Origin of the sequence: Enterobacter sp. 61D5 (assembly GCF_034107965.1) — a bacterium.
In the GTDB taxonomy this organism is placed as follows: domain Bacteria; phylum Pseudomonadota; class Gammaproteobacteria; order Enterobacterales; family Enterobacteriaceae; genus Enterobacter; species Enterobacter cloacae_M.
In genome coordinates, this window is the sequence record NZ_JAWNFK010000002.1 from 198551 (window position 1) to 219552 (window position 21002).

Annotated in this window: 20 protein-coding genes and 1 pseudogene; 12 read left to right on the forward strand and 9 right to left on the reverse strand. The window is 53.9% G+C overall.

Going from position 1 to position 21002, the window contains the following annotated elements:
* Positions 1-51: 51 nt before the first annotated feature.
* The gene (locus tag UTM25_RS01165) at positions 52-2685 is read right to left on the reverse strand and encodes a PqiB family protein (protein ID WP_194399516.1); all 2634 of its coding nucleotides are present in this window, start codon (positions 2683-2685) and stop codon (positions 52-54) included.
* Positions 2654-3937, reverse strand: a complete 1284-nt coding sequence (gene yebS, locus UTM25_RS01170) for a membrane integrity lipid transport subunit YebS (protein WP_023312213.1) — start codon at positions 3935-3937, stop codon at positions 2654-2656. The genes UTM25_RS01165 and yebS overlap by 32 nt, the downstream gene beginning before the upstream one ends.
* A 133-nt stretch (positions 3938-4070) precedes the next feature.
* On the opposite strand from yebS, the gene UTM25_RS01175 reads away from it, so the two are divergent.
* The 4 genes from UTM25_RS01175 to htpX all read left to right on the forward strand — a co-directional run bounded on the left by UTM25_RS01175 (position 4071) and on the right by htpX (position 8494).
* On the forward strand, positions 4071-4568 hold the full coding sequence (locus UTM25_RS01175) for a GAF domain-containing protein (protein WP_008500476.1): 498 nt from the start codon (positions 4071-4073) through the stop codon (positions 4566-4568).
* Positions 4569-4664: 96 nt separating this feature from the next.
* Entirely contained in the window at positions 4665-5351 is a 687-nt protein-coding gene (gene proQ / locus UTM25_RS01180) for an RNA chaperone ProQ (RefSeq protein ID WP_014884292.1), read from the forward strand.
* Positions 5352-5370: 19 nt separating this feature from the next.
* Positions 5371-7419 carry a carboxy terminal-processing peptidase gene (prc, locus tag UTM25_RS01185; RefSeq protein WP_194399515.1) on the forward strand — a complete coding sequence of 683 codons (2049 nt, stop codon included), beginning with the start codon at positions 5371-5373 and terminating at the stop codon, positions 7417-7419.
* A gap of 193 nt (positions 7420-7612) precedes the next feature.
* Positions 7613-8494, forward strand: a complete 882-nt coding sequence (gene htpX / locus UTM25_RS01190) for a protease HtpX (protein WP_194399514.1) — start codon at positions 7613-7615, stop codon at positions 8492-8494.
* Positions 8495-8544: 50 nt separating this feature from the next.
* On the opposite strand, the gene UTM25_RS01195 is transcribed toward htpX, so the two are convergent.
* Positions 8545-9918, reverse strand: coding sequence for an MFS transporter (locus tag UTM25_RS01195; RefSeq protein ID WP_194399513.1), 1374 nt, complete (start codon positions 9916-9918; stop codon positions 8545-8547).
* 179 nt (positions 9919-10097) lie between these two features.
* Here UTM25_RS01195 and kdgR point away from each other — a divergent pair, with 179 nt between their 5' ends.
* On the forward strand, positions 10098-10889 hold the full coding sequence (gene kdgR, locus UTM25_RS01200) for a DNA-binding transcriptional regulator KdgR (protein WP_023312208.1): 792 nt from the start codon (positions 10098-10100) through the stop codon (positions 10887-10889).
* A 67-nt stretch (positions 10890-10956) separates the two neighbouring features.
* Here the strand turns inward: kdgR and UTM25_RS01205 are convergent, their stop codons facing one another.
* A complete protein-coding gene (locus tag UTM25_RS01205; protein WP_023312207.1) occupies positions 10957-11196 on the reverse strand; it encodes a YobH family protein in 240 nt (79 codons plus the stop codon).
* Positions 11197-11357: 161 nt separating this feature from the next.
* Here UTM25_RS01205 and mgrB point away from each other — a divergent pair, with 161 nt between their 5' ends.
* From mgrB to rlmA, 7 genes and pseudogenes are all read left to right on the forward strand, one after another.
* The gene (mgrB, locus tag UTM25_RS01210) at positions 11358-11501 is read left to right on the forward strand and encodes a PhoP/PhoQ regulator MgrB (RefSeq protein WP_006175995.1); all 144 of its coding nucleotides are present in this window, start codon (positions 11358-11360) and stop codon (positions 11499-11501) included.
* A gap of 74 nt (positions 11502-11575) precedes the next feature.
* A complete protein-coding gene (locus UTM25_RS01215; protein ID WP_023312206.1) occupies positions 11576-11866 on the forward strand; it encodes a YebO family protein in 291 nt (96 codons plus the stop codon).
* A gap of 23 nt (positions 11867-11889) precedes the next feature.
* Positions 11890-12879, forward strand: a complete 990-nt coding sequence (locus UTM25_RS01220; protein ID WP_194399512.1) for an MBL fold metallo-hydrolase — start codon at positions 11890-11892, stop codon at positions 12877-12879.
* 525 nt (positions 12880-13404) lie between these two features.
* A pseudogene (locus tag UTM25_RS01225) lies at positions 13405-13549 on the forward strand (DUF2627 domain-containing protein).
* A 13-nt stretch (positions 13550-13562) separates the two neighbouring features.
* On the forward strand, positions 13563-13772 hold the full coding sequence (gene cspE, locus UTM25_RS01230) for a transcription antiterminator/RNA stability regulator CspE (RefSeq protein WP_001062678.1): 210 nt from the start codon (positions 13563-13565) through the stop codon (positions 13770-13772).
* Between the two features lie 219 nt (positions 13773-13991).
* Positions 13992-15710, forward strand: coding sequence for a peptidoglycan glycosyltransferase FtsI (gene ftsI / locus UTM25_RS01235; protein WP_194399511.1), 1719 nt, complete (start codon positions 13992-13994; stop codon positions 15708-15710).
* 65 nt (positions 15711-15775) lie between these two features.
* The gene (rlmA, locus tag UTM25_RS01240) at positions 15776-16591 is read left to right on the forward strand and encodes a 23S rRNA (guanine(745)-N(1))-methyltransferase (RefSeq protein ID WP_194399510.1); all 816 of its coding nucleotides are present in this window, start codon (positions 15776-15778) and stop codon (positions 16589-16591) included.
* Here rlmA and mntP read toward each other — a convergent pair.
* From mntP to manX, 5 genes are all read right to left on the reverse strand, one after another.
* Positions 16588-17154 (reverse strand): manganese efflux pump MntP, encoded by a 567-nt coding sequence (gene mntP, locus UTM25_RS01245; protein WP_194399509.1) that lies wholly within the window; start codon positions 17152-17154, stop codon positions 16588-16590. The genes rlmA and mntP overlap by 4 nt on opposite strands.
* Positions 17155-17552: 398 nt before the next feature.
* Positions 17553-18011, reverse strand: coding sequence for a DUF986 family protein (locus tag UTM25_RS01250; RefSeq protein WP_023336075.1), 459 nt, complete (start codon positions 18009-18011; stop codon positions 17553-17555).
* Positions 18012-18065: 54 nt separating this feature from the next.
* Positions 18066-18917: a PTS mannose transporter subunit IID gene (locus UTM25_RS01255; RefSeq protein WP_006810994.1), complete on the reverse strand. Its 852-nt coding sequence runs from the start codon at positions 18915-18917 to the stop codon at positions 18066-18068.
* A gap of 12 nt (positions 18918-18929) precedes the next feature.
* Positions 18930-19730, reverse strand: a complete 801-nt coding sequence (gene manY / locus UTM25_RS01260; protein WP_008500490.1) for a PTS mannose transporter subunit IIC — start codon at positions 19728-19730, stop codon at positions 18930-18932.
* A gap of 46 nt (positions 19731-19776) precedes the next feature.
* A complete protein-coding gene (gene manX / locus UTM25_RS01265) occupies positions 19777-20742 on the reverse strand; it encodes a PTS mannose transporter subunit IIAB (RefSeq protein ID WP_194399508.1) in 966 nt (321 codons plus the stop codon).
* Between the last annotated feature and the right edge of the window lie 260 nt (positions 20743-21002).

The window sequence follows — 21002 nt, forward strand, 5'->3', positions numbered from 1 at the left end:
CGCGCAGTGTAACATAAAGGCTCCGGTGCGTTGACACCGGAGCCTGTCAGATTAACGCGGCAGGGCGGTTCCCCATTCGCGCCACTCTTTCGGTTCGCTTTCGAGCAGCAGGAAGTGTTTACCCGGCTGCGCTTTCGGCGCCAGCGGCGTGCCCGGCGGCGTGGCAAACGCGATACCGCCGCGAATGAACTGGTTGAAGGTGCCGGTTTTCACCACGCCTCCCGTCAGGCCAAAGTCCAGCGAATAGCCGGATGCCAGCCAGAATACCGAGTTATTACGGACCAGGTGCTGGTAACGCTCGCTGATGCGTAACGCCACCATCACGCGGTCGGAGAGCGTACCGAGCGTCAGGCCCGTGACCGTACCCACTTCAATGCCGCGGAACAATACCGGCGTGCCGATGCTCAGCGAGCCCGCTTCCGGCACTTCCACCACGATGCTCAGGCCGCCAAGGTAGCGCGAGTCGGTGATCGTGGCTTCCTGCAGCTCGAAATCACGACGGGCATTGCCCTGGCCCGGCTCAACGTTGATGTACGGCTGCAAAATGGTGTCGAGATGCTCAACGCCCGCGGCCGAGATCTGCGGCGTCACCACCGAGAAGCGCGAACCTGTCCGGGCGAAGGTCTGTACATATTCCGGGTACAGCACGGCGGTGGCCTGCACCTCGTTGCGCGAGGTAATCAGCGTCAGCTTCTGGATCTGCCCGATATCAATGCCCAGATAGCGGATTGGCATACCTTCCGCCAGCTTGCCGGCATCAAATGCGTGCAGAGTAATCTGTCCACCCACGGCGCGTGCGGCGGTTTCGGACGGGAAGAGAATACGCTTATCGCCTTTGCGCAGATTCGCACCCGCGCCGCTGAGGTTATCGAAGCTAATCGCCCCGCGCAGCGCGCGTGACAGCGGGGAGGCCTGCACGGTCAGGCCGTTACCGTTAAGCTGAACTTTCGCGCCGCCTTCGGCCCAGAACACGCTGTTTGGCGTCAGCAGCTTGCGATATTCCGGTTTGATATGCAGTTCGATATCAAACGCGTCCGCACGCGGGCGAACGGCGATCACTTCCCCAACCTCAAACTTGCGATACAGCACCACGGATCCCGCCTGTACGTCCGGCAGCGTCTCGGCGCTCAGCGTCAGCGTGGTGGTAGGAAGATCGCTCAGGCTGTTTTCAATCGCTTTCTCCAGGTTGGCATACAACGGATAGCTGTCGCGCACGGGGCCTTTATCGCCGGGCAGAATGCGGATACCGCCGTTAACCCATTCGCTGGCGCTGGCACCGAGGAACTCCACGCCGTCCAGACCCACCTTCACGTCGACGCGACTGTTCACCACAAATTTGCTGTCACCGTGCACCAGGTCGCTGTACTGCGGATCGATGGCGACCGAAAAGGTCACGCCATTCGCGGAGAGCTTACGCTCCAGCACCTGGCCGACCTGCACGCCGTGTAAAATTAACGGCTGACCGGCTTCAATCCCATAGCTTTCTGGCGCATTGAGCGTAACCGTCACGACGCCCGGCTTTTGCAGCAGGGCTTTATCCGCCGGGGCAATCACGAAGCTATTGCTGGGCTGACCTTCACCGGGGATGAGCTCAAAAGTATTGCCGGTCAACAGCGTGCTGAGGCTGGCATCGTTCAGAGAGAGCTTTGGACTGCGCATTTCTATACGCGTTTTCTCGCGCAGGAGATCGACTACGCTCGGGTCGACAGTCATTTCGCCGGTGACCGAGCCGCCCGGGTTGAGCGTCATTTTGGTGAGCTGACCAACCTGCAACCCCTGATACATCAGCGGCGTCGAACCCGCTTTTAGCCCCTTAGCATCGGGCAGGGCGAGTTTGACGAGCACGCCGCGCTGGCTGTGCGCCAGGTCAGCGTACAATCCAAATGAGTCATCAGCGGTGGCGGGGCTTGAATTTTCCGGGGAGTCAAAGGCAATGGCACCATTCACCAGCGCGGCCAGACTTTCCAGCTTCACTTTCGCACCGCTCAGGCTGAAGTCCGCATCCACGCCGGAGACGTTCCAGAAGCGGCTGCCTTTTTTCACCAGATTGGTGAAGCGACGCTCGATAAGCACGTCGATGGTGACGCCCTGTTTATTCGGATTGATCGCGTAATCGTACACGCGGCCAACCGGGATTTTGCGAAAATAGACCAGCGAACCGCTGTTCAGAGAACCGAGATCCGGTGCCTGCAGATGGATCATTAAATCGCCGTTGTTGAGGCGGTACTTGGGCTGTGTATCCAGGGCAACAAAGTGATCCTGCGGCTCACCTTTACCCGGCATCATGCCAATATAGTTACCGCCCACGAGCGCATCCAGCCCTGACACGCCGGCCAGAGACGCTTTTGGCGTGACCAGCCAGAACTGCGTTTCGCTGCGCAGGGCATCCTGCATGTCAGATTTAATACTGACCCGCACCTGAATCTTGTTCAGCCCTTTTCCAAGGGAGATGTCCTGAACCGTACCCACTTCAACCCCCTGGAAGCGAACGGGCGTTCGCCCGGCGACTATGCCGTCGGCGGTCTGGAAATCAATGGTGACCGTACTCCCGCGATCTTCATAGCTTGTCCAGATAAGCCAGCCTGCAATCATCAGGGCGATGACGGGCAGCAACCAGAATGGCGAAATGCGGCGTTTTGTTTTAATTCTCGCTTCAGTCGGCGAAGCGGGGGTTTCCTGACTCATGTGCATCCCAAAGTAAGCGGCTATCCAGCCATTCCACAGCAAGAATAGTCAATATCACCGCAGAGCCGAAATAAAAAGCTGCGGGTCCCATTGTAAAAGCAAGTAACTGATCGCGATTGATGAGCGACATCATCAGCGAAATCACGAACAGATCTAACATTGACCAGCGGCCAATCCAGGTGACGAACCGCAGCAGCAGAATGCGGGTCCGTAAGCCTTGTTCACATTTAAAGTGAATGCTGATGAGCAGGGTAAACATCACCACCACTTTGGTAAAGGGAACCAGGATACTGGCAATAAAGACGATCGCCGCCACCCCGACGTTGCTGTGCGCAAGGGAGATAATCCCGGAGAGGATAGTATCCTCCTGACGCCCGCCATTCACGTAAATGATGGAAATCGGCAGCATATTGGCTGGGATTAGAAACACCAGGGAGGCGATAAGCGCGGCCCAGCATTTTTGCAGGCTGTTGTTGCGCCGCAGTCTCAACGGAATGTGGCACCGCGGGCAGCGACCACGCGCGTCGGGCAAGCCGGTATAGTGGCATCCCAGACAGACGCGCAGATTTTCATCAGGACGCGTGGCGGGGCGCTGAGGGTAAAATCGCTCCCAGAGCTGTTCAACGTTCAGGTGGATAAGCGTCAGTATGCTCAGCAATACCAGGCTGATGAAAGCAAAGAGTCCGATGCCGGGCTGCAAAAAGGCGTAGTCCTGTACCTTTATTGACGCAACGCCCACGCCCACCAGATAAATATCCAGCATCACCCACTCTTTGAGCTTATCCAGCATCAGCAGCACCGGGCGAAGGTTCATACCGAGAATATTGCCAAACCAAAGATAGGCAATGGCGGCGACCAGCACCAGCGGCGCGCCAACGGTGCAGAACAGCACCATGGCAGCGGTGATGGGATCCCCCTGACGGGTCATCTGCCAGATACCCTGCAGTACGTTGGCGTCAATGCGCACGCCAAGCAGGTAGAGTTTCAGCAGCGGTTCGCTCCAGGCGAAGGGCATCAGCAGCAGCATGGTGACGGCCATGGCGGCGAGACGGGTTAGCGACCAGTCGCGGCCGTCGCGAATTTTGGCGTCGCAGCGGGGACAAAAGGCACTCTGGTGCGATTTCATCTTCGGCAACATAAAAAGCGTATCGCACTGGGGGCAACGCTGATAATGTGCACGTGGCAAAGCTTCGCTTACCGTATGGACAGTTATCTTTCTAGTCGGCGTAATTTTGGTTGTTTTTAAGGCCATCAGCTGCGCACAAATAAGTATTGTTGAAAAGTTATAATAACTCATGAACGGATTCATCTTGAGCATGAGCGCATTTAATGCTTATTTTAATAGGCTATGCGGTAAATTTGTAAGACAACTAAGTGATTGAATAATGAACAAAACAGAATTCTACGCGGATCTGAACCGCGATTTTAAGGCATTGATGGCGGGTGAGACCAGCTTCTTAGCCACTCTGGCAAATACTAGCGCATTGCTGTTTGAACGTCTCTCTGACGTGAACTGGGCCGGCTTTTACCTCCTGGAAGGTGAAACTCTGGTGCTCGGCCCGTTCCAGGGCAAACTGGCCTGCGTGCGTATTCCGGTAGGGCGTGGCGTATGCGGCACGGCGGTGGCCGAAAATCAGGTCCAGCGTGTGGAAGACGTTCATGCGTTTGACGGGCATATTGCCTGTGATGCTGCCAGTAATTCTGAAATCGTTCTGCCGCTGGTGGTGAAAAATCAGATTATTGGCGTTCTGGATATCGACAGTACGGTCTTCAGTCGCTTTACAACCGAGGATGAACAGGGGCTACGCGAGCTGGTGGCGAATCTGGAAAACGTACTCGCTGCAACCGATTATCAAAAATTCTTTGCGAGCGTCGCAGGATAATCAACGGATAACGTAGCATTTACTGATAGCGTCATTATAATGACGCCTGTTCATGCCTGCGCTTGTTGGCAACGTCCGTTGTAATCAGGAAATTTCATGGAAAATCAACCTAAGTTGAATAGCAGTAAAGAAGTTATCGCATTTCTGGCCGAGCGTTTCCCGCAGTGCTTCAGCGCGGAAGGTGAAGCTCGTCCCCTGAAAGTCGGTATTTTTCAGGATCTGGTGGCGCGTGTTGAAGGGGAAATGAACCTCAGCAAAACTCAGCTGCGTTCCGCCTTACGTCTTTATACTTCGAGCTGGCGCTACCTGTACGGTATCAAACCAGGCGCTACCCGCGTGGACCTCGACGGCAACCCTTGCGGTGAGCTGGACGAGCAGCACGTTGAGCACGCGCGCAAGCAGCTTGAAGAAGCCAAAGCACGCGTTCAGGCACAACGTGCAGAACAGCAGGCGAAAAAACGCGAAGCCGCCGCGGCAAACGGCCAGGAAGAAGCGCCTCGTCGTGAGCGTAAACCACGCCCTGCGCCGCGTCGTCACGATAATAACGATCGCAAACCGCGTGCAGACAAACCAGCAGCAAAAGCCCCGCGTGCCCCTCGTGAAGAGCCGCGCCATACGCCGGTTTCTGACATTAACGCCCTGAGCGTAGGTCAGGCGCTGAAGGTAAAAGCGGGTAACAATGCTATGGACGCCACCGTACTGGAAATCACCAAAGATGGCGTTCGTGTACAGCTGACTTCTGGTATGTCAATGATTGTACGCGCAGAACACTTGTTGTTCTGAAACGGAGGCCAAGCCTGGCATGAACACTTTTTTTAAGCTCACCGCGCTGGCGGGCCTGTTTGCCATAACAGGTCACGCTTTTGCAGTGGACGATATCACGCGTGTTGATCAAATTCCGGTTCTCAAGGAAGAGACGCAGCACGCGACGGTGAGCGAGCGCGTGACCTCACGTTTTACCCGCTCGCACTATCGTCAGTTCGATCTCGATCAGGCCTTTTCGGCCAAAATCTTTGACCGCTATCTGAACTTGCTGGATTACAGCCATAACGTTTTGCTCGCCAGCGATGTCGAGCAGTTCGCTAAGCGCAAATCCGAGGTGGGTGACGAGTTGCGTTCAGGCAAGCTGGATCTGTTCTACGATCTCTACAACCTGTCGCAAAAGCGCCGCTTTGAACGCTATCAGTACGCACTGAAAGTGCTGGAACGTCCGATGGACTTCACCGGTACTGACACCTTTAATCTGGATCGCAGTAAAGCACCCTGGCCGAAAGATGAAGCCGAGTTGAATGCGCTGTGGGACGGTAAAGTTAAATACGACGAACTGAGTCTTAAACTGACCGGCAAAGACGAAAAAGAGATCCGTGACACGCTGACGCGTCGTTACAAATTTGCCATTCGTCGTCTGGCCCAGACCAACAGTGAGGATGTTTTCTCACTCGCGATGACCGCCTTTGCGCACGAAATCGATCCGCACACCAACTATCTCTCTCCACGCAACACCGAACAGTTCAATACCGAGATGAGCCTGTCTCTGGAAGGTATCGGCGCGGTGCTGCAGATGGACGATGATTACACGGTGATCAATTCCATGGTCGCGGGTGGCCCGGCATCCAAAAGCAAAGCGATTAGCGTAGGCGATCGCATTGTGGGTGTAGGACAAACAGGTCAGAGCATGGTCGACGTGATCGGCTGGCGTCTCGATGACGTGGTTGCGCTGATCAAAGGTCCGAAAGGCAGCAAGGTTCGTCTGGAAATTCTGCCAGCCGGTAAAGGCACCAAAACCCGTATCGTTACCCTGACCCGCGAGCGTATCCGTCTGGAAGACCGCGCGGTGAAAATGTCGGTGAAAACCGTGGGTAAAGAGAAGGTGGGTGTTCTGGATATTCCTGGCTTCTACGTGGGGCTGACTGACGATGTGAAGGTTCAGCTGCAGAAGCTTGAAAAGCAGAACGTCAGCAGCATTATCATCGACCTGCGCAGTAACGGCGGCGGGGCGCTGACTGAAGCGGTTTCACTCTCCGGTCTGTTCATTCCATCTGGCCCGGTGGTTCAGGTGCGCGATAACAACGGTAAAGTGCGTGAAGATGCCGACAACGACGGAGTGGTCTACTACAAAGGCCCGCTGGTGGTCCTGGTTGACCGCTTCAGTGCTTCGGCGTCTGAAATCTTTGCCGCTGCAATGCAGGACTATGGCCGCGCGCTGATCGTCGGTGAGCCAACCTTCGGGAAAGGTACCGTTCAGCAGTATCGCTCTCTGAATCGTATTTACGATCAGATGCTGCGTCCGGAATGGCCTGCGCTGGGCTCGGTTCAGTACACCATTCAGAAATTCTACCGCGTGAACGGCGGCAGTACGCAGCGTAAGGGCGTAACGCCGGACATCATGATGCCGACGGGCACGGAAGAGACGGAAACCGGCGAGAAGTTTGAAGATAACGCGTTGCCGTGGGACAGCATCAATGCCGCGACCTACGTGAAAGCGGGTGATATGACGCAATTTGGCCCAGAACTGCTGAAAGCGCATAACGACCGCATCGCGAAAGATCCGGAGTTCCAGTACATCATGAAGGACATTGCACGATTCAATGCCCTAAAAGATAAGCGGAATATCGTTTCTCTGAACTACGCACAGCGTGAGAAAGAGAACAACGAGGACGATGCAACCCGCCTGGCGCGTATCAACGATCGCTTCAAGCGCGAAGGCAAACCTCTGCTCAAGAAACTGGACGATCTGCCCAAAGATTACCAGGAGCCGGATCCGTATCTGGACGAGACGGTGCATATTGCTCTCGACCTGGCGAATCAGGAAAAAGAGAAACCAGCCGTACAGCCCGCTCCGGCAAAATAACCTCCCAACAGGCACAAGAAATTGTGCCTGTTTCTTTTTGTTCTGCATCCTTCCGTCAGCCAGATTTCCAATTGTGTAAAGTTGTGTCTTTCTGGTGACTTACGCCCGCCGGATGCTTGAAAATAGCCGCAATACCCATACGATGTGGGTAATCGCATAGTGCGTTTTGTTAAACTGAGGTAAAAAGAAAATTATGATGCGAATCGCGCTCTTCCTGCTCACCAACCTGGCGGTCATGGTGGTTTTCGGGCTCGTGCTAAGCCTGACAGGAATTCAGTCGAGCAGCGTTCAGGGTCTGTTGATTATGGCGCTGCTGTTTGGTTTTGGTGGCTCGTTCATCTCCCTGCTGATGTCCAAGTGGATGGCACTGAAATCGGTAGGTGGTGAGGTTATTGAACAGCCGCGTAACGATATGGAACAGTGGCTGATGAATACGGTGGCTCAGCAATCCCGTCAGGCCGGGATCGCCATGCCGCAGGTGGCGATTTACCATGCCCCGGACATCAACGCTTTCGCCACGGGCGCCCGTCGCGATGCGTCACTGGTTGCCGTCAGCACCGGATTGCTGCAGAACATGAGCCGTGACGAAGCCGAAGCGGTTATTGCCCACGAAATCAGCCATATCGCCAACGGTGACATGGTGACCATGACCCTGATTCAGGGCGTGGTGAACACCTTCGTGATCTTCATCTCCCGTATTCTGGCGCAGGTCGCGGCAGGCTTTATGGGCGGAAACCGTGACGAAGGTGAAGAGAGCAACGGCAATCCGCTGATCTACTTCGCCGTTTCGATGGTTCTGGAACTGGTATTCGGTATTCTGGCCAGCATCATCACCATGTGGTTCTCCCGCCACCGTGAATTCCACGCGGATGCCGGCTCGGCGAAGCTGGTTGGTCGTGACAAGATGATTGCCGCGCTGCAGCGTCTGAAAACCAGCTATGAGCCGCAGGAAGCGAACAGCATGATGGCCTTCTGCATTAACGGTAAATCCAAATCGCTGAGCGAGCTGTTTATGTCTCACCCGCCGCTGGATAAACGTATCGAAGCGTTGCGCAGTGGGGAATACCTGAAGTAACGCTAAGACCCCTAATAAGCCGGGCAGGAGAACACTCCGCCCGGCTTTTTTTATGCCTGAACCCTGGGCTGGGTCACACGCAGGCCGCTGACGACCGCCGCGAGCGAGGCAAGGGCTCCCGCGGTGAGAAGCGCAACATGGTTGCCGTTTTGCCCGGCGAGGTTAAACATCAGGGCGACCAGCGCCGCGCCGCTGCTTTGTCCCAGAAGGCGCGCGGTCCCCAGCATGCCGCTGGCACCACCGCTTCGATGGCGCGGTGCGGAGGTGATGATGGTGTGATTGTTAGGGGACTGGAACAGGCCAAACCCTGCGCCGCACAGGATCATGCGCCAGATGATGTCCAGATCGGTTGGCGATGACGGTAGCAGAGCCAGCGCGAAAAGGCCTGTCGCCATCACCGCGAGCCCCAATGCTCCCAGTAAACCGGCATGGACGCGTTCAATTAAGTAACCTGCCAGCGGCGCCATCACCATGGTCGCCAGCGGCCAGGGGGTTAACAGCAGGCCGGTCTCCACTTCTGAACGGCCGACCACGCTCTGCAGAAAGAAGGGCAAAGATACCAGAGCCAGCATTTGGGCGCAGAACGAGCAGACTGACGTGCAAATGGAGAGGGAAAAAAGGGGAATACGCAGCAGATCGACCGGCAGTAAAGGAACAGGGAGAGTGAGCTGGCGGCGAACAAAGAAGAAGCCGATCGCCAGCAGGGCAATGAGCTCCGCGCCGGTAAGCATCAGAGACTGTCCCTGCGCAAAGCCGCTCAGCGCCGTAATCAGCAGGCCAAAGGTCAGGGCATTCATCACCGCACTCGCCACATCAAAGCGCGGCATGGTGCTTTTAGGGCCGTTAGCGGGAAGAAAGCGCAGGGCAAAGAATATAGCGACAATGCCCAGCGGCACGTTAATAGCAAACAGCCATTGCCATGACGCAACGGAAAGGATCGCCGCCGCAATAGTTGGCCCGGCGGCGGAAGAGACAGCGACAATAAACGAGTTTATCCCCATGCCGCGCCCCAGATGACGCTGCGGATAAATTAAGCGGATCAACGCCGTGTTTACGCTCATGAGCGCCGCGCCGCCAAAACCCTGCGCGATGCGGGCAAGCGTCAGGGTATGCAGCGACTCTGAAAGGGCGCATAGCAAGGACGTGAAGGTGAAAACCACCAGACCGCACTGATACACCCGACGGTAACCGAACATATCGCCCAGGAAAGAGAACGAGAGCAGGGAAACCACAATCGCAATCTGATAGGCGTTAACGATCCATATCGAACTGGCGGGAGACGCATGCAGGTCGCTGGCGATGGTTGGCAGGGCAACGTTCGCGATTGCGCCGTCAAGGACGGCCATTGAGATACCGATAATAATGGTCGCTATAGCGCCATACCGCAGGGGTAAAGGCAGGCCATCGGAAAGGGTCTTTTCCATTAGGATTAAAAAAGCTCAGCGTGAAATTATTCTCAGGGTAACTATTTTAGCATTGTTACAGCCGCGATATGTCGCAGATTTGTAACGAAGTAAACGCGGATTGATTGCAGGTGACATGACGGGAACTTATAATAAAAACCGGTTCTGATTTTTATAAAACACTCTCTATGAGGTGGTAAATGGCTATTGCGGATTTGGATAAACAGCCAGATTCTGTTTCTTCCGTGCTGAAGGTGTTTGGCATCTTACAGGCGCTGGGGGAAGAGCGTGAAATAGGTATTACAGAGTTGTCGCAGCGCGTGATGATGTCTAAAAGCACCGTATATCGCTTTTTACAAACCATGAAGTCGCTGGGCTACGTTGCCCAGGAAGGCGAATCTGAAAAATACTCTCTGACGCTGAAGCTGTTTGAGCTGGGCGCTCGTGCGCTACAAAATGTTGACCTGATCCGCAGCGCTGATATTCAGATGCGTGAAATATCTCGTCTGACTAAAGAGACCATCCATCTCGGTGCGCTGGATGAAGACAGCATTGTTTATATCCATAAAATCGACTCCATGTACAATCTGCGCATGTACTCGCGCATTGGTCGTCGCAACCCGCTCTACAGCACCGCGATTGGTAAGGTTCTGCTGGCGTGGCGCGATCGTGAGGAAGTGAAGCAGATCCTCGAAGGCGTGGAATACAAGCAAAGTACCTCACGAACCATTACCAGCACGGACGCGCTGTTAACGGTGCTCGATCGCGTACGCGAGCAGGGGTATGGCGAAGATAACGAAGAACAGGAAGAGGGTCTGCGCTGCATCGGCGTTCCGGTGTTTGACCGCTTTGGCGTAGTAATCGCGGGCTTAAGTATCTCCTTCCCAACCTTACGCTTCTCCGAAGAGCGCCTGCATGAGTATGTGGCTATTCTCCACACTGCCGCACGTAAGATTTCTGAACAGATGGGTTACCACGACTACCCGTTTTAATCTCTGCTCGCATAAAAAACGCCGCATCTGTTGCGGCGTTTTTTATATCAGTCAGGTCACCGGCTGATTAGCCATTATCAATCACGACGGATGTCTTTCGCAGGACCGGACAGTTGGTCAAACCAACGATCCCGCTGTCAGTATGCAAATATTGCGCAGTGCTCACGCCCTGTGCCGTTAAATATTTACATTGAATCCCTAACCCGGCTGCGTTTTCGGTGCTTCCCACAAGCACGCCATAACCCGTGAGCAGAAGGCCAATCCAGACGATAGCCAGTGCAATAATTGTTCGAATAATGAAGCGCATCATCAACCTCTTTTGTCGTTGTTATCATAAAGCTAGCCTAAACGGTTTACACGATGAAACAAGTGCAGGATTCTGAAAAAAGTGCGATGGCGGTACAGTTAGTCCTTGTTTAAGATAAGCGTGTTAACCTCGTTACATCAGGTTTTTAGACGGAGTGTGGAGTGAAAAAAATACGCTGGGTAATTCTGATTATCGTGCTGATAGCGTGCGTGGTGTTATGGACGCAGACGATCAATGTGATGTGCGATCAGGATGTACAGTTTTTTAGCGGCGTTTGCGCAATCAATAAGTTTATTCCGTGGTAATACGCATTTTTTCTTTAGGTGATTTCCTTCCTTCGCGCCAGTGGTAAAATAGACGTTTTTATTGAGGTGGTGAAATGGGTGAGTTACTGAATTCAGGGCTGCTGAATATGGCATCCCTGATGATTTCTTTGGTTGTTCTGCTTGTGGGCCTGGTCATTTGGTTTTTTGTGAACCGTGCCAGCTCCCGTACTAACGAGCAGATTGAACTGCTGGAAGCGCTGCTCGATCAGCAAAAACGTCAGAATGCGCTGCTACGCCGTCTGTGTGAGGCTAACGAACCGGAAGAGAAAGACGCGCCGAAAGACGCGGTCGCTGAAGAAAGCAAAGACGAAGACGACTTTATCCGCCTGGTGGCTGAGCGTTAATCTTTTTATGCTGGGAGGTGGCTGTGGTCTGGAAAAATCCCTGGTATGACCCCTCCCTGAAACATCACACCCCGAACGGTTTTCGTAATACCGATCCTGTCGGACATCAACCCGGCGATCTTGACCGTTGGCGCAAAGCGCGTAAAGAGGCCGGTTTACCGAAGCCACCCGCGCTGGGCTATGAAGACTTTATCCAACAGTGGTGGCAACCGGTTGAGCTTACTCAACCTCATGAAGATGGGGTATGGTGGCTGGGACACGCGAGCGTAATGCTGCAGCTGGACGGCAATATCATCCTTACCGATCCGGTTTTTTCACAGCGCGCTTCTCCACTCCCTTTCCTGGGCCCACAGCGCAAAACGCCTCCCGCGCTGTCACTCAATCAACTCAATCAGCTTGATGCGGTCGTCATCTCCCATAATCATTATGATCATCTTGATGACGCGACCATTCGCCGAATTCTCAAACGCTTCCCCGAGGTCAGTTTTTTTGTTCCGCTGGGCCTGGCCGACTGGTTTCGCCGCCGGGGGGCTAAACGCGTGGTTGAGCTCGACTGGTGGCAGAGCTTCACCTGGCAGGGGATGATGCTGACCGCCGTACCGGCACAGCACTGGAGTATGCGCACGCCATGGAACCGCAATCGCTCATTATGGTGCGGCTGGGTTATGGAAGGTCGACATCATCGTTTCTGGTTCAGCGGAGATACGGGGTATTCGCCTGAGCTGCTGCTGATACCTGAACGTCTGGGCCATATAGATGCTGCCGCGTTACCGATTGGAGCTTATGCCCCACGATGGTTCATGGCTATCCATCATATGGATCCGCAATCTGCGGTGGCATTGTGGCAGCAGCTGGGTTGTCCTCTGGCGTTTCCCATTCACTGGGGCGTGTTTGAACTGGCAGATGAAGCCCTCGATGAACCTGTGCGGGAGTTAACTGAAGCGCTAGATAATTTAGCACCGGTTAATCCTTCTTTCAGGATACTGAAAGTTGGTGAATATTTATCCTTATAAACGAAGCGATAAAGGAGTGCATATATTCTGTCTGGAAACGCGTGCAGGATTGTTTTATTTTTATCGAAACGTTTTGCTTGCCTTCTTTTGATGCAGAGTCATAAAAATTTCATTATTTTGGTGCATAACACTATTTAATGGTTGGTGCATTTTAATACAGTTCGGCGCGGGTTATTAACAGTGTTTTTTCTCTGAAACAATTTGGTCGCGTTACAATGATTTAAGCATAAGTTTTCACAAATTGTTCTAACTCAATCAGGACGTAAGATTTCTTTTCCCGGTTGCTGGACGCTTCGTAATGATTGAGCTATGTTAAAAAAGTCTTAGATTACAGCGCTTGTGAAAGCAACGCTGGGTCTTTGTTACGCAGCAGAGCTGTCTGTAAGTGATGCGCATAATTGTGCAAAACCTGACAGGCACTGTTCGAATTTGTGCGGCGGATCGAGACATGTTTAAAAATGGCTTGCCATATTAAACATAGTGTGTGATAACACGTTTTGGGTCAAACGAGGTACAGTTCTGTTTATGTGTGGCATTTTCAGTAAAGAAGTCCTGAGTAAACACGTTGTCGTTGAATACCGCTTCTCTGCCGAACCTTATATTAGTGCCTCATGCAGTAATGTCTCAGTTTTATCTCAGTTAATGCCTGCGGGCTAAGAAAACACTCTAAGGAATTTTGCAAAATGGCAAAGATTAAAGGTCAAGTTAAGTGGTTCAACGAGTCTAAAGGTTTTGGTTTCATTACTCCTGCTGACGGCAGCAAAGACGTGTTCGTACACTTCTCTGCAATCCAGGGTAACGGCTTCAAAACTCTGGCTGAAGGCCAGAACGTTGAGTTCGAAATTCAGGACGGCCAGAAAGGCCCAGCTGCAGTTAACGTAACTGCTATCTGATCGAACCGCTGCTGACTGAAGCGCTTAGCACTTCAATCTCAGACATAAAGCCTCGCATAATGCGGGGCTTTTTTATGTCCCTTATCTTTCAAAATATTACCATTGGCACTCTTGTTAGTAACTTGTTGCAAAGCTGCGAGGTTAGTAGCACTGTTTTGCCACCTTAAACCCATCTTTTCCCGTTAAATCAGGGCGTTGTTTAACAGTCCTGGGGTTCAGGTGAAGAAGAAATTGATAACGACCGCTGGCAATTTCACGCCAGCGCGTTTTGTGCTGCTCTGTTTAGCTATTTTTTGTAGTCTGGCTTTTTTGCTGGGCCGCGTTGCCTGGCTGCAAATCATCAAGCCTGACAATCTGGTGAAGCAGGAAGATATGCGCTCCCTCCGCCAGCTGGCGATTGATGCGCCGCGGGGCATGATAATGGATCGCGAAGGTCGCCCCCTGGCGGTGAGCGTGCCCGTCCGGGCCGTCTGGGCCGATCCTAAAACGGTGCTGGCAAAAGGGGGCGTCGGCATTGACGATCGCTGGCAGGCGTTGGCAAACGCGCTGCATCTCTCCCTGGGCACACTTTCGGCGCGAATCAACGCCAACCCGCAGGGGCGTTTTATTTATCTTGCCCGTCAGGTCGATCCCGCACAGGCGAAGTGGATCGATAAGCTGAATCTGCCCGGTATCAATTTACGCGATGAATCTCGCCGTTTTTATCCTGCCGGCCATGTGGCAGCGAACCTGATTGGCTTCACCAATATTGACGGGCAGGGCATTGAAGGCGTGGAAAAAAGCTTTAACGCGCAGCTGACCGGCAAGGCCGGAGTGCGGCAGGTAAGGGAAGACCGCTATGGTCGCGTGGTTGAAAACCTGACGGAAGTGGCGCCCACGCCGGCGCATAACATCCAGTTAAGTATCGACGAGCGGCTGCAAACCATCACCGAAGATGCGCTCGATAATGCCGTGGCCTGGAACAAGGCCGATTCTGGTGCATCGGTGCTAATTAATATCCCAACCGGGGAAATACTCGCCATGGCGAGCTATCCGGATTTCAACCCCAATAATCGGGAAGGCGCGACGATAAACGATTTCCGTAATCGCGCGATCAGCGATACGTTCGAACCCGGCTCGACGGTCAAGCCGCTGGTGCTGATGACGGCCCTGCAGCAGGGCCTGGTCCAGCCGGACAGCGTGATTGACACTCACCCGTATACCCTTGACGGGCATCGTATCCGCGACGTGGGCTATTATCCTGAACTGACGATGACCGGGATCCTGCAAAAATCGAGCGACACCGGTGTATCCCGACTTTCCCTGGCAATGCCTGTCCAGCATCTTATTGATACCTATAGAAACTTTGGGTTTGGCGCGAATACGGGGCTTGGCTTAACGGGCGAGAGCGCGGGGTTGTTGCCAAATCGTAAATACTGGAGCCAGCTCGATCGTGCGACCTTTGCCTTCGGCTACGGGCTGATGGTGACGCCGCTCCAGCTGGCGCACGTCTACGCCACGATCGGCGGCTTCGGGCTCGAGCGACCTCTATCGATTACGCGTATCGATCCACCCGTTATCGGACACCGCGTCATGCCGGAAGAGATCGCGCACGAGGTGGAACACATGATGGAGAGCGTTGCGCTGCCCGGTGGCGGGGGCGTTAAGGCCGCCGTTCGCGATTACCGGGTGGCGGTGAAAACCGGTACGGCGAAGAAAATTGACGACAGCGGGAAGTACGTCGATAAATACGTCGCCTATACGGCCGGCGTTGCACCTGCCAGCGATCCGCGCTTCGCTCTGGTGGTGGTCATTAACGATCCGCAAAATGGGGCCTATTATGGCGGTGCCGTTTCCGCGCCTGTCTTCAGTGAGATTATGGGTAACGTGTTGCGTCTGGAGAATGTAAAACCTGACGGGTTACCGGCGGGCTCCGACCACCTTATCGTTATGCGTTAACCGGGCGTTTATAACCAGGGCGAATAGCGGTACACTTCGCCCTTTGATTATGCTCCGGAGTTACCATGTCCTTCAGCTGTCCCCTTTGCCACGCCCCCCTGACGCATTCAGATAAAAGCTATACCTGTCCGCAGGGGCATCAGTTTGATATGGCAAAGGAAGGCTACGTGAATCTTCTGCCGGTGCAGCATAAGCGCTCCCGCGATCCAGGCGACAGTGCAGAGATGATGCAGGCGCGCCGAGCGTTTCTGGATGCCGGGCACTATTTGCCGCTACGGGAGACTGTCGCGCAGATGCTGAATGACATCCTGCCGGGTTCAGCCACCGCCATGCTCGATATCGGCTGCGGGGAAGGGTACTACACCGCACGCTTTGCCGGGATCGCACGCGAGAAGGGCGCGTTGACATTCGGTCTGGACGTGTCGAAAGTGGCCATTCGCGCGGCGGCAAAGCGTTACGCGGACGTGACGTTCTGCGTGGCATCCAGCCACCGGCTGCCGTTTGACGATGCCAGCATGAATGCGGTTATCCGCATTTACGCGCCCTGCAAGGCGGAAGAGCTGGCTCGCGTGGTGAAACCGGGCGGATGGGTCGTCACCGTGACGCCGGGCCCGCGTCATCTGATGGAGCTGAAAGGCCTGATCTACGACGAAGTGCGTCTCCATGCCCCTCATTCTGAACAGCTGGCCGGTTTTACCCTGAAGCAGGAGCAAACCGTAGCGTATGAAATGAAGCTGAAAGGGGAAGAAGCAACCGCGCTGCTGCAGATGACGCCGTTCGCGTGGCGGGCAAAACCGGAAGTATGGGAAGCGCTAGCTACACACTCTACATTTAACTGCCAGACGGATTTCAGTATCCACGTCTGGCAGCGCGAAGATTAACTGGCGAAGTGTGCCCAGAGGATCTGGGCACCAATGCCAATCAGCACAATTCCTCCCAGGATCTCGGCGCGTTTACCCAGCAGCGGGCCGATAAACCGTCCGACCATCATGCCCAGCGTGGACATAATCAGCGTTGCGCAGCCGATGGCCAGCGCGGTGGCGATAATATTGACCTGCAGGAATGCCAGGCCGACGCCGACGGCCATCGCATCAAGGCTGGTGGCAATCGCCGTGGTGACCAGCAGCCAGAACCCGTGGCGGTGCTGCGGTTCCTCGTCTTCATCATCACCGCCGCGAAAACCTTCAATCACCATTCGGCCACCGAGAAACACCAGCAGTACGAAGGCAATCCAGTGGTTCCACTCCAGCACGAACTGGCTGGCGAGCATGCCAAGTCCCCAGCCGATAAGCGGCGTAAGCGTTTCGATAGCACCAAAAATGAGGCCGGTACGCAGGGCTTCTGAGAACTTAGGTTTGTGGAGCGTGGCGCCTTTTCCGATGGAAGCCGCAAAAGCGTCCATGGACATGCCAAAAGCGAGGAGGATCGTAGCGGAGATATTCATAACAGCGTCCAGACCGGGGATATCCATATGACACATCACTGCCCCCAGTAAACAGCAGTTGATGTATCTATGGTCTCGCCTGATCGCGCTGCACATAAGGTGTGCTGTCAGCGATCCGTACGCGCCACGTTTTTCAACGAGTATGTTGACACGTACATTTCCTGCGAGCAGGAAATCGGCTACTCCCCAACGACGGGCGCAACCTTAACATATTTTGAGAATATAAAACAACAACGATGAGGCATTATTTAAAATGCTTGGTGATAACGATTTTCATTTGTCTTTAAGCGTGAAAATATCGTTAACAAATAGAGGACAAATTAACGAAGGGGATATAGCTTCGGCTATATTTCTTGCGCAAGATAAACACGGAATATAGCCATTGCTATATATTTAACTCATTGAGTTTTAACGAGTAACTTGTATATCTTTTCCAGGTCGTCAATATTCTTTACCCGAATAAGCAGGCGGCGTTGTTCTAATTGCATCACCAGCACACCGTCTTCGGATAAATTCATCTCTTTAATACGGTTATATTCTATCCACACATTGGCGAAGAAAAATCCGCGGGATTTAAAAATGATTTTCGGCGTGCGGATCCAGAACAGATAAACCGCCATTAATGCCAGCGCACATAATAACCATGTGGTTAATATTGCACCATGGCCGGTGACGTTATTGTAAATAAGAATAGCGATGAGACCTGCGAAGATAAACGCATCCACGCGCCCGCGTCGCAGAAGGGGAAGGGAGAGCAGCGTCTCGCCGTGACGGCGGGGCATGATGAACTCGTCATAGATCGCGTAAGCCAGAAGGGCAGCAATAAATAAAACCAGTACGATGTCCGTAACAGTCATTCATCCTCCAAATAAAAAAACCGGGGGCAAGCCCCCGGCCTATAGCATTGAAACTTACAGACCCAGCAGGCCGACAGCGTAGCCCGCGATACCGATGACGAAGAAGCCAACGATAATCCACAGAGGGTTTACTTTCTTACGCAGCAGCCACATGCAGGCAAAGGTCAACAGCAGCGGTACCAGGCCAGGCATCAGCTGGTCCAGAATCGTCTGCACGGTGGTGACGCGGGTCTGACCATCCTGACCGGTGATGGTCGATACCACCAGCGGGATGTTCACGTGCGTCCACTTGTTAACCAGCGCCCCCATGACAAACAGGCCGAGGATTGACGCCCCCTCAGTCAGTTTCTGCAGGAAGCCGCCGCCCATGTCCTTAACAATGTCCACCCCTTTACGGTAGCCGTAGGCCACACCGTAGTAACGGGTCAGCAGGCGCACGGCGTTGAAAAGGATGAAGAACAGCAGTGGACCAAGCAGGCTGCCGCTCATCGCGATACCGGCACCCAGCGCCGCGAAGACCGGACGCACGGTACCCCAGAAGATTGGGTCACCGACACCGGCCAGCGGACCCATCAGGCCGACTTTGATACCGTTGATGGCACCATCGTCAATCTCTGCGCCGTTCGCACGCTGTTCTTCCATCGCCAGCGTTACGCCCAGAACCGGAGCCGCTACGTAAGGATGGGTGTTAAAGAATTCCAGGTGACGCTTGATCGCCTGACGGCGCGCTTCGTTGTTTTCTGGGTACAGGCGTTTGATCGCCGGCACCATGGAGAAGCAGAAGCCCAGCGCCTGCATACGTTCGAAGTTCCATGAACCCTGAAACAGGTTAGAACGGATGAACACGCCACGAATATCACCCGGAGTGAGTTTTTTCTCGGTGGTAGTTTTTGTCATATCAACCATTTCGCTCACCTGTTAGTCCAGTTCGTTATCGAGATCGTTGTTACCAGCAGCCTGCGCTGGGGCACCCGCGACGCGGTTATATTTCGGGCTGAGCTGGATGTAGAGAATCGCCATTACCGCACCAATCACACCCAGTGCAACCAGGTTGAAGTTGGTGAAGGCCGCGGTCACGAAGCCGAGGTAGAAGAACGGCATCAGATAGCCTGCGCGCATCATGTTGATGACCATCGCATAACCGACGACCACGATCATGCCGCCCGCGATGTTCAGACCGCCGGTGACCACTTCTGGAATGGCGTTCAGCATGCTCTGCACTTCACTGGTACCAACAGAGATCGCCACGATAACCGCAGGGATCGCGATACGCATCGCCTGCAGGAACAGGGATGAAACGTGGATCCACGACAGTGCCGTGAGGTTGCCGTTTTCGGCCGCCTTATCCGCCGCGTGCTGGAAGGCAACGGTGATAGTACGGACGATGATGGTCAGAACCTGGCCAGCTGCTGCCAGCGGGATCGCCAGGGCGATACCGGCACCAATACTCTGGTGACCAGCAATAACCAGAACGGTCGAAATGATAGAGGCTAGCGCCGCATCGGGCGCAACCGCCGCGCCGATGTTCATCCAGCCCAGGGCGATCATTTCCAGGGTACCACCGATGATGATACCGGTTTTCATGTCACCCAGAACGGCCCCAATCAGCGTACAGGCCACCAGAGGGCGGTGGAACTGAAATTCATCAAGTACGGATTCCATACCCGCAATACATGCGACGACGAACACCAGCACAATCTGAAGAGTGGTAATCTCCATTGCACTTCTCCTATTACATAAACTTTATATGAGAACCGGCGCGGGCTTATTTCCCAACTTTGCCGATCAAATCCATCATTTTCAGTTTTTGATCCGTAGAAACCTTACGGGCTTCCAGTTCAATACCGCGCGCATTCAGCTTGTTGAATGCCTCGATATCTTTCGCATCGACTGAAATGGCGTTGTTGACCTGCGTTTTGCCCTGACGGAATGCCATACCACCAATGTTCACGGAGGTGATTTTCACGCCGCCTTCAACAATGCGCTCAACGTCTGTCGGGTTAGTGAACAGGAGCATTACGCGTTCACCCGCATATTTCGGGTTGTTGTAAACGCGGATCATCTTGGCGACATCCACGACGTGCGCGGTAACGCCAGGAGGAGCAACCTGAGTCAGAAGGGTTTTACGAACGGTATCGGCGGCAACTTCGTCGCTGACCACAATAATGCGTCGAACGTTGGTCTCTTTGGTCCAGCGCGTCGCGACCTGGCCGTGGATTAAGCGGTCATCAATACGCGCAAGGCCGATGACCATGTAATCGTTTGGGCCCATCGGTTTTGCCGGTGTTGCCGCTTTTGGTGCCGCTGCGGCAGCAGGGGCAGGTTTTTCAACCGGCTGCGCCTTCAGGGCTTTTACCCCTTCGCGACCGGTTTCAACGGCCAGCGCCACCAGCTCATCGAACGCCGGATTGTCGTCGCGAGCCATGAAGGTTTCCACCAGCATGGGAATATTAACCCCGGCGACAACTTCATAGTGCTCTTTATCGACGACAATGCGGCTGGCGGCATTGAATGGGCTGCCGCCCCATGTATCAACGAGAAACAGCACGCCTTTGCTGGTATCCAGCTTCGCGAGTTGAGCGTTGTACTTCTCTATCAGCGTCTCGGCGTTTTCACCGGGAACGAAATCGATCCAGCCGACGTTTTCCTGCTCGCCCAACAGCATCTCTGCCGTTTTGAGTAGCTGCTCAGCAGCCCAACCATGTGTGCCTATGACAATAGCAATGGTCACTTGCTACCTCCTTTTATTATCATTAATACGCCTGCCAGGCAGCCGTACTGAGAATCGTATTGGCGAACCGAATCGATTCAGATAAGGGTTAGAGTTCAAAAAAACTAAGACTTCCGCGAATTATTTTAGATAGTGAAAAAATAATTTATGTGATGAAGATCCGTAATTTAGCCACGCGTTACAGATTTATCTGTAGCGTAAAGTCGCTGTGTTACAGAACTTTGCAAAGGAACGTAAATCTTTGCTAAAAACACAGTGTC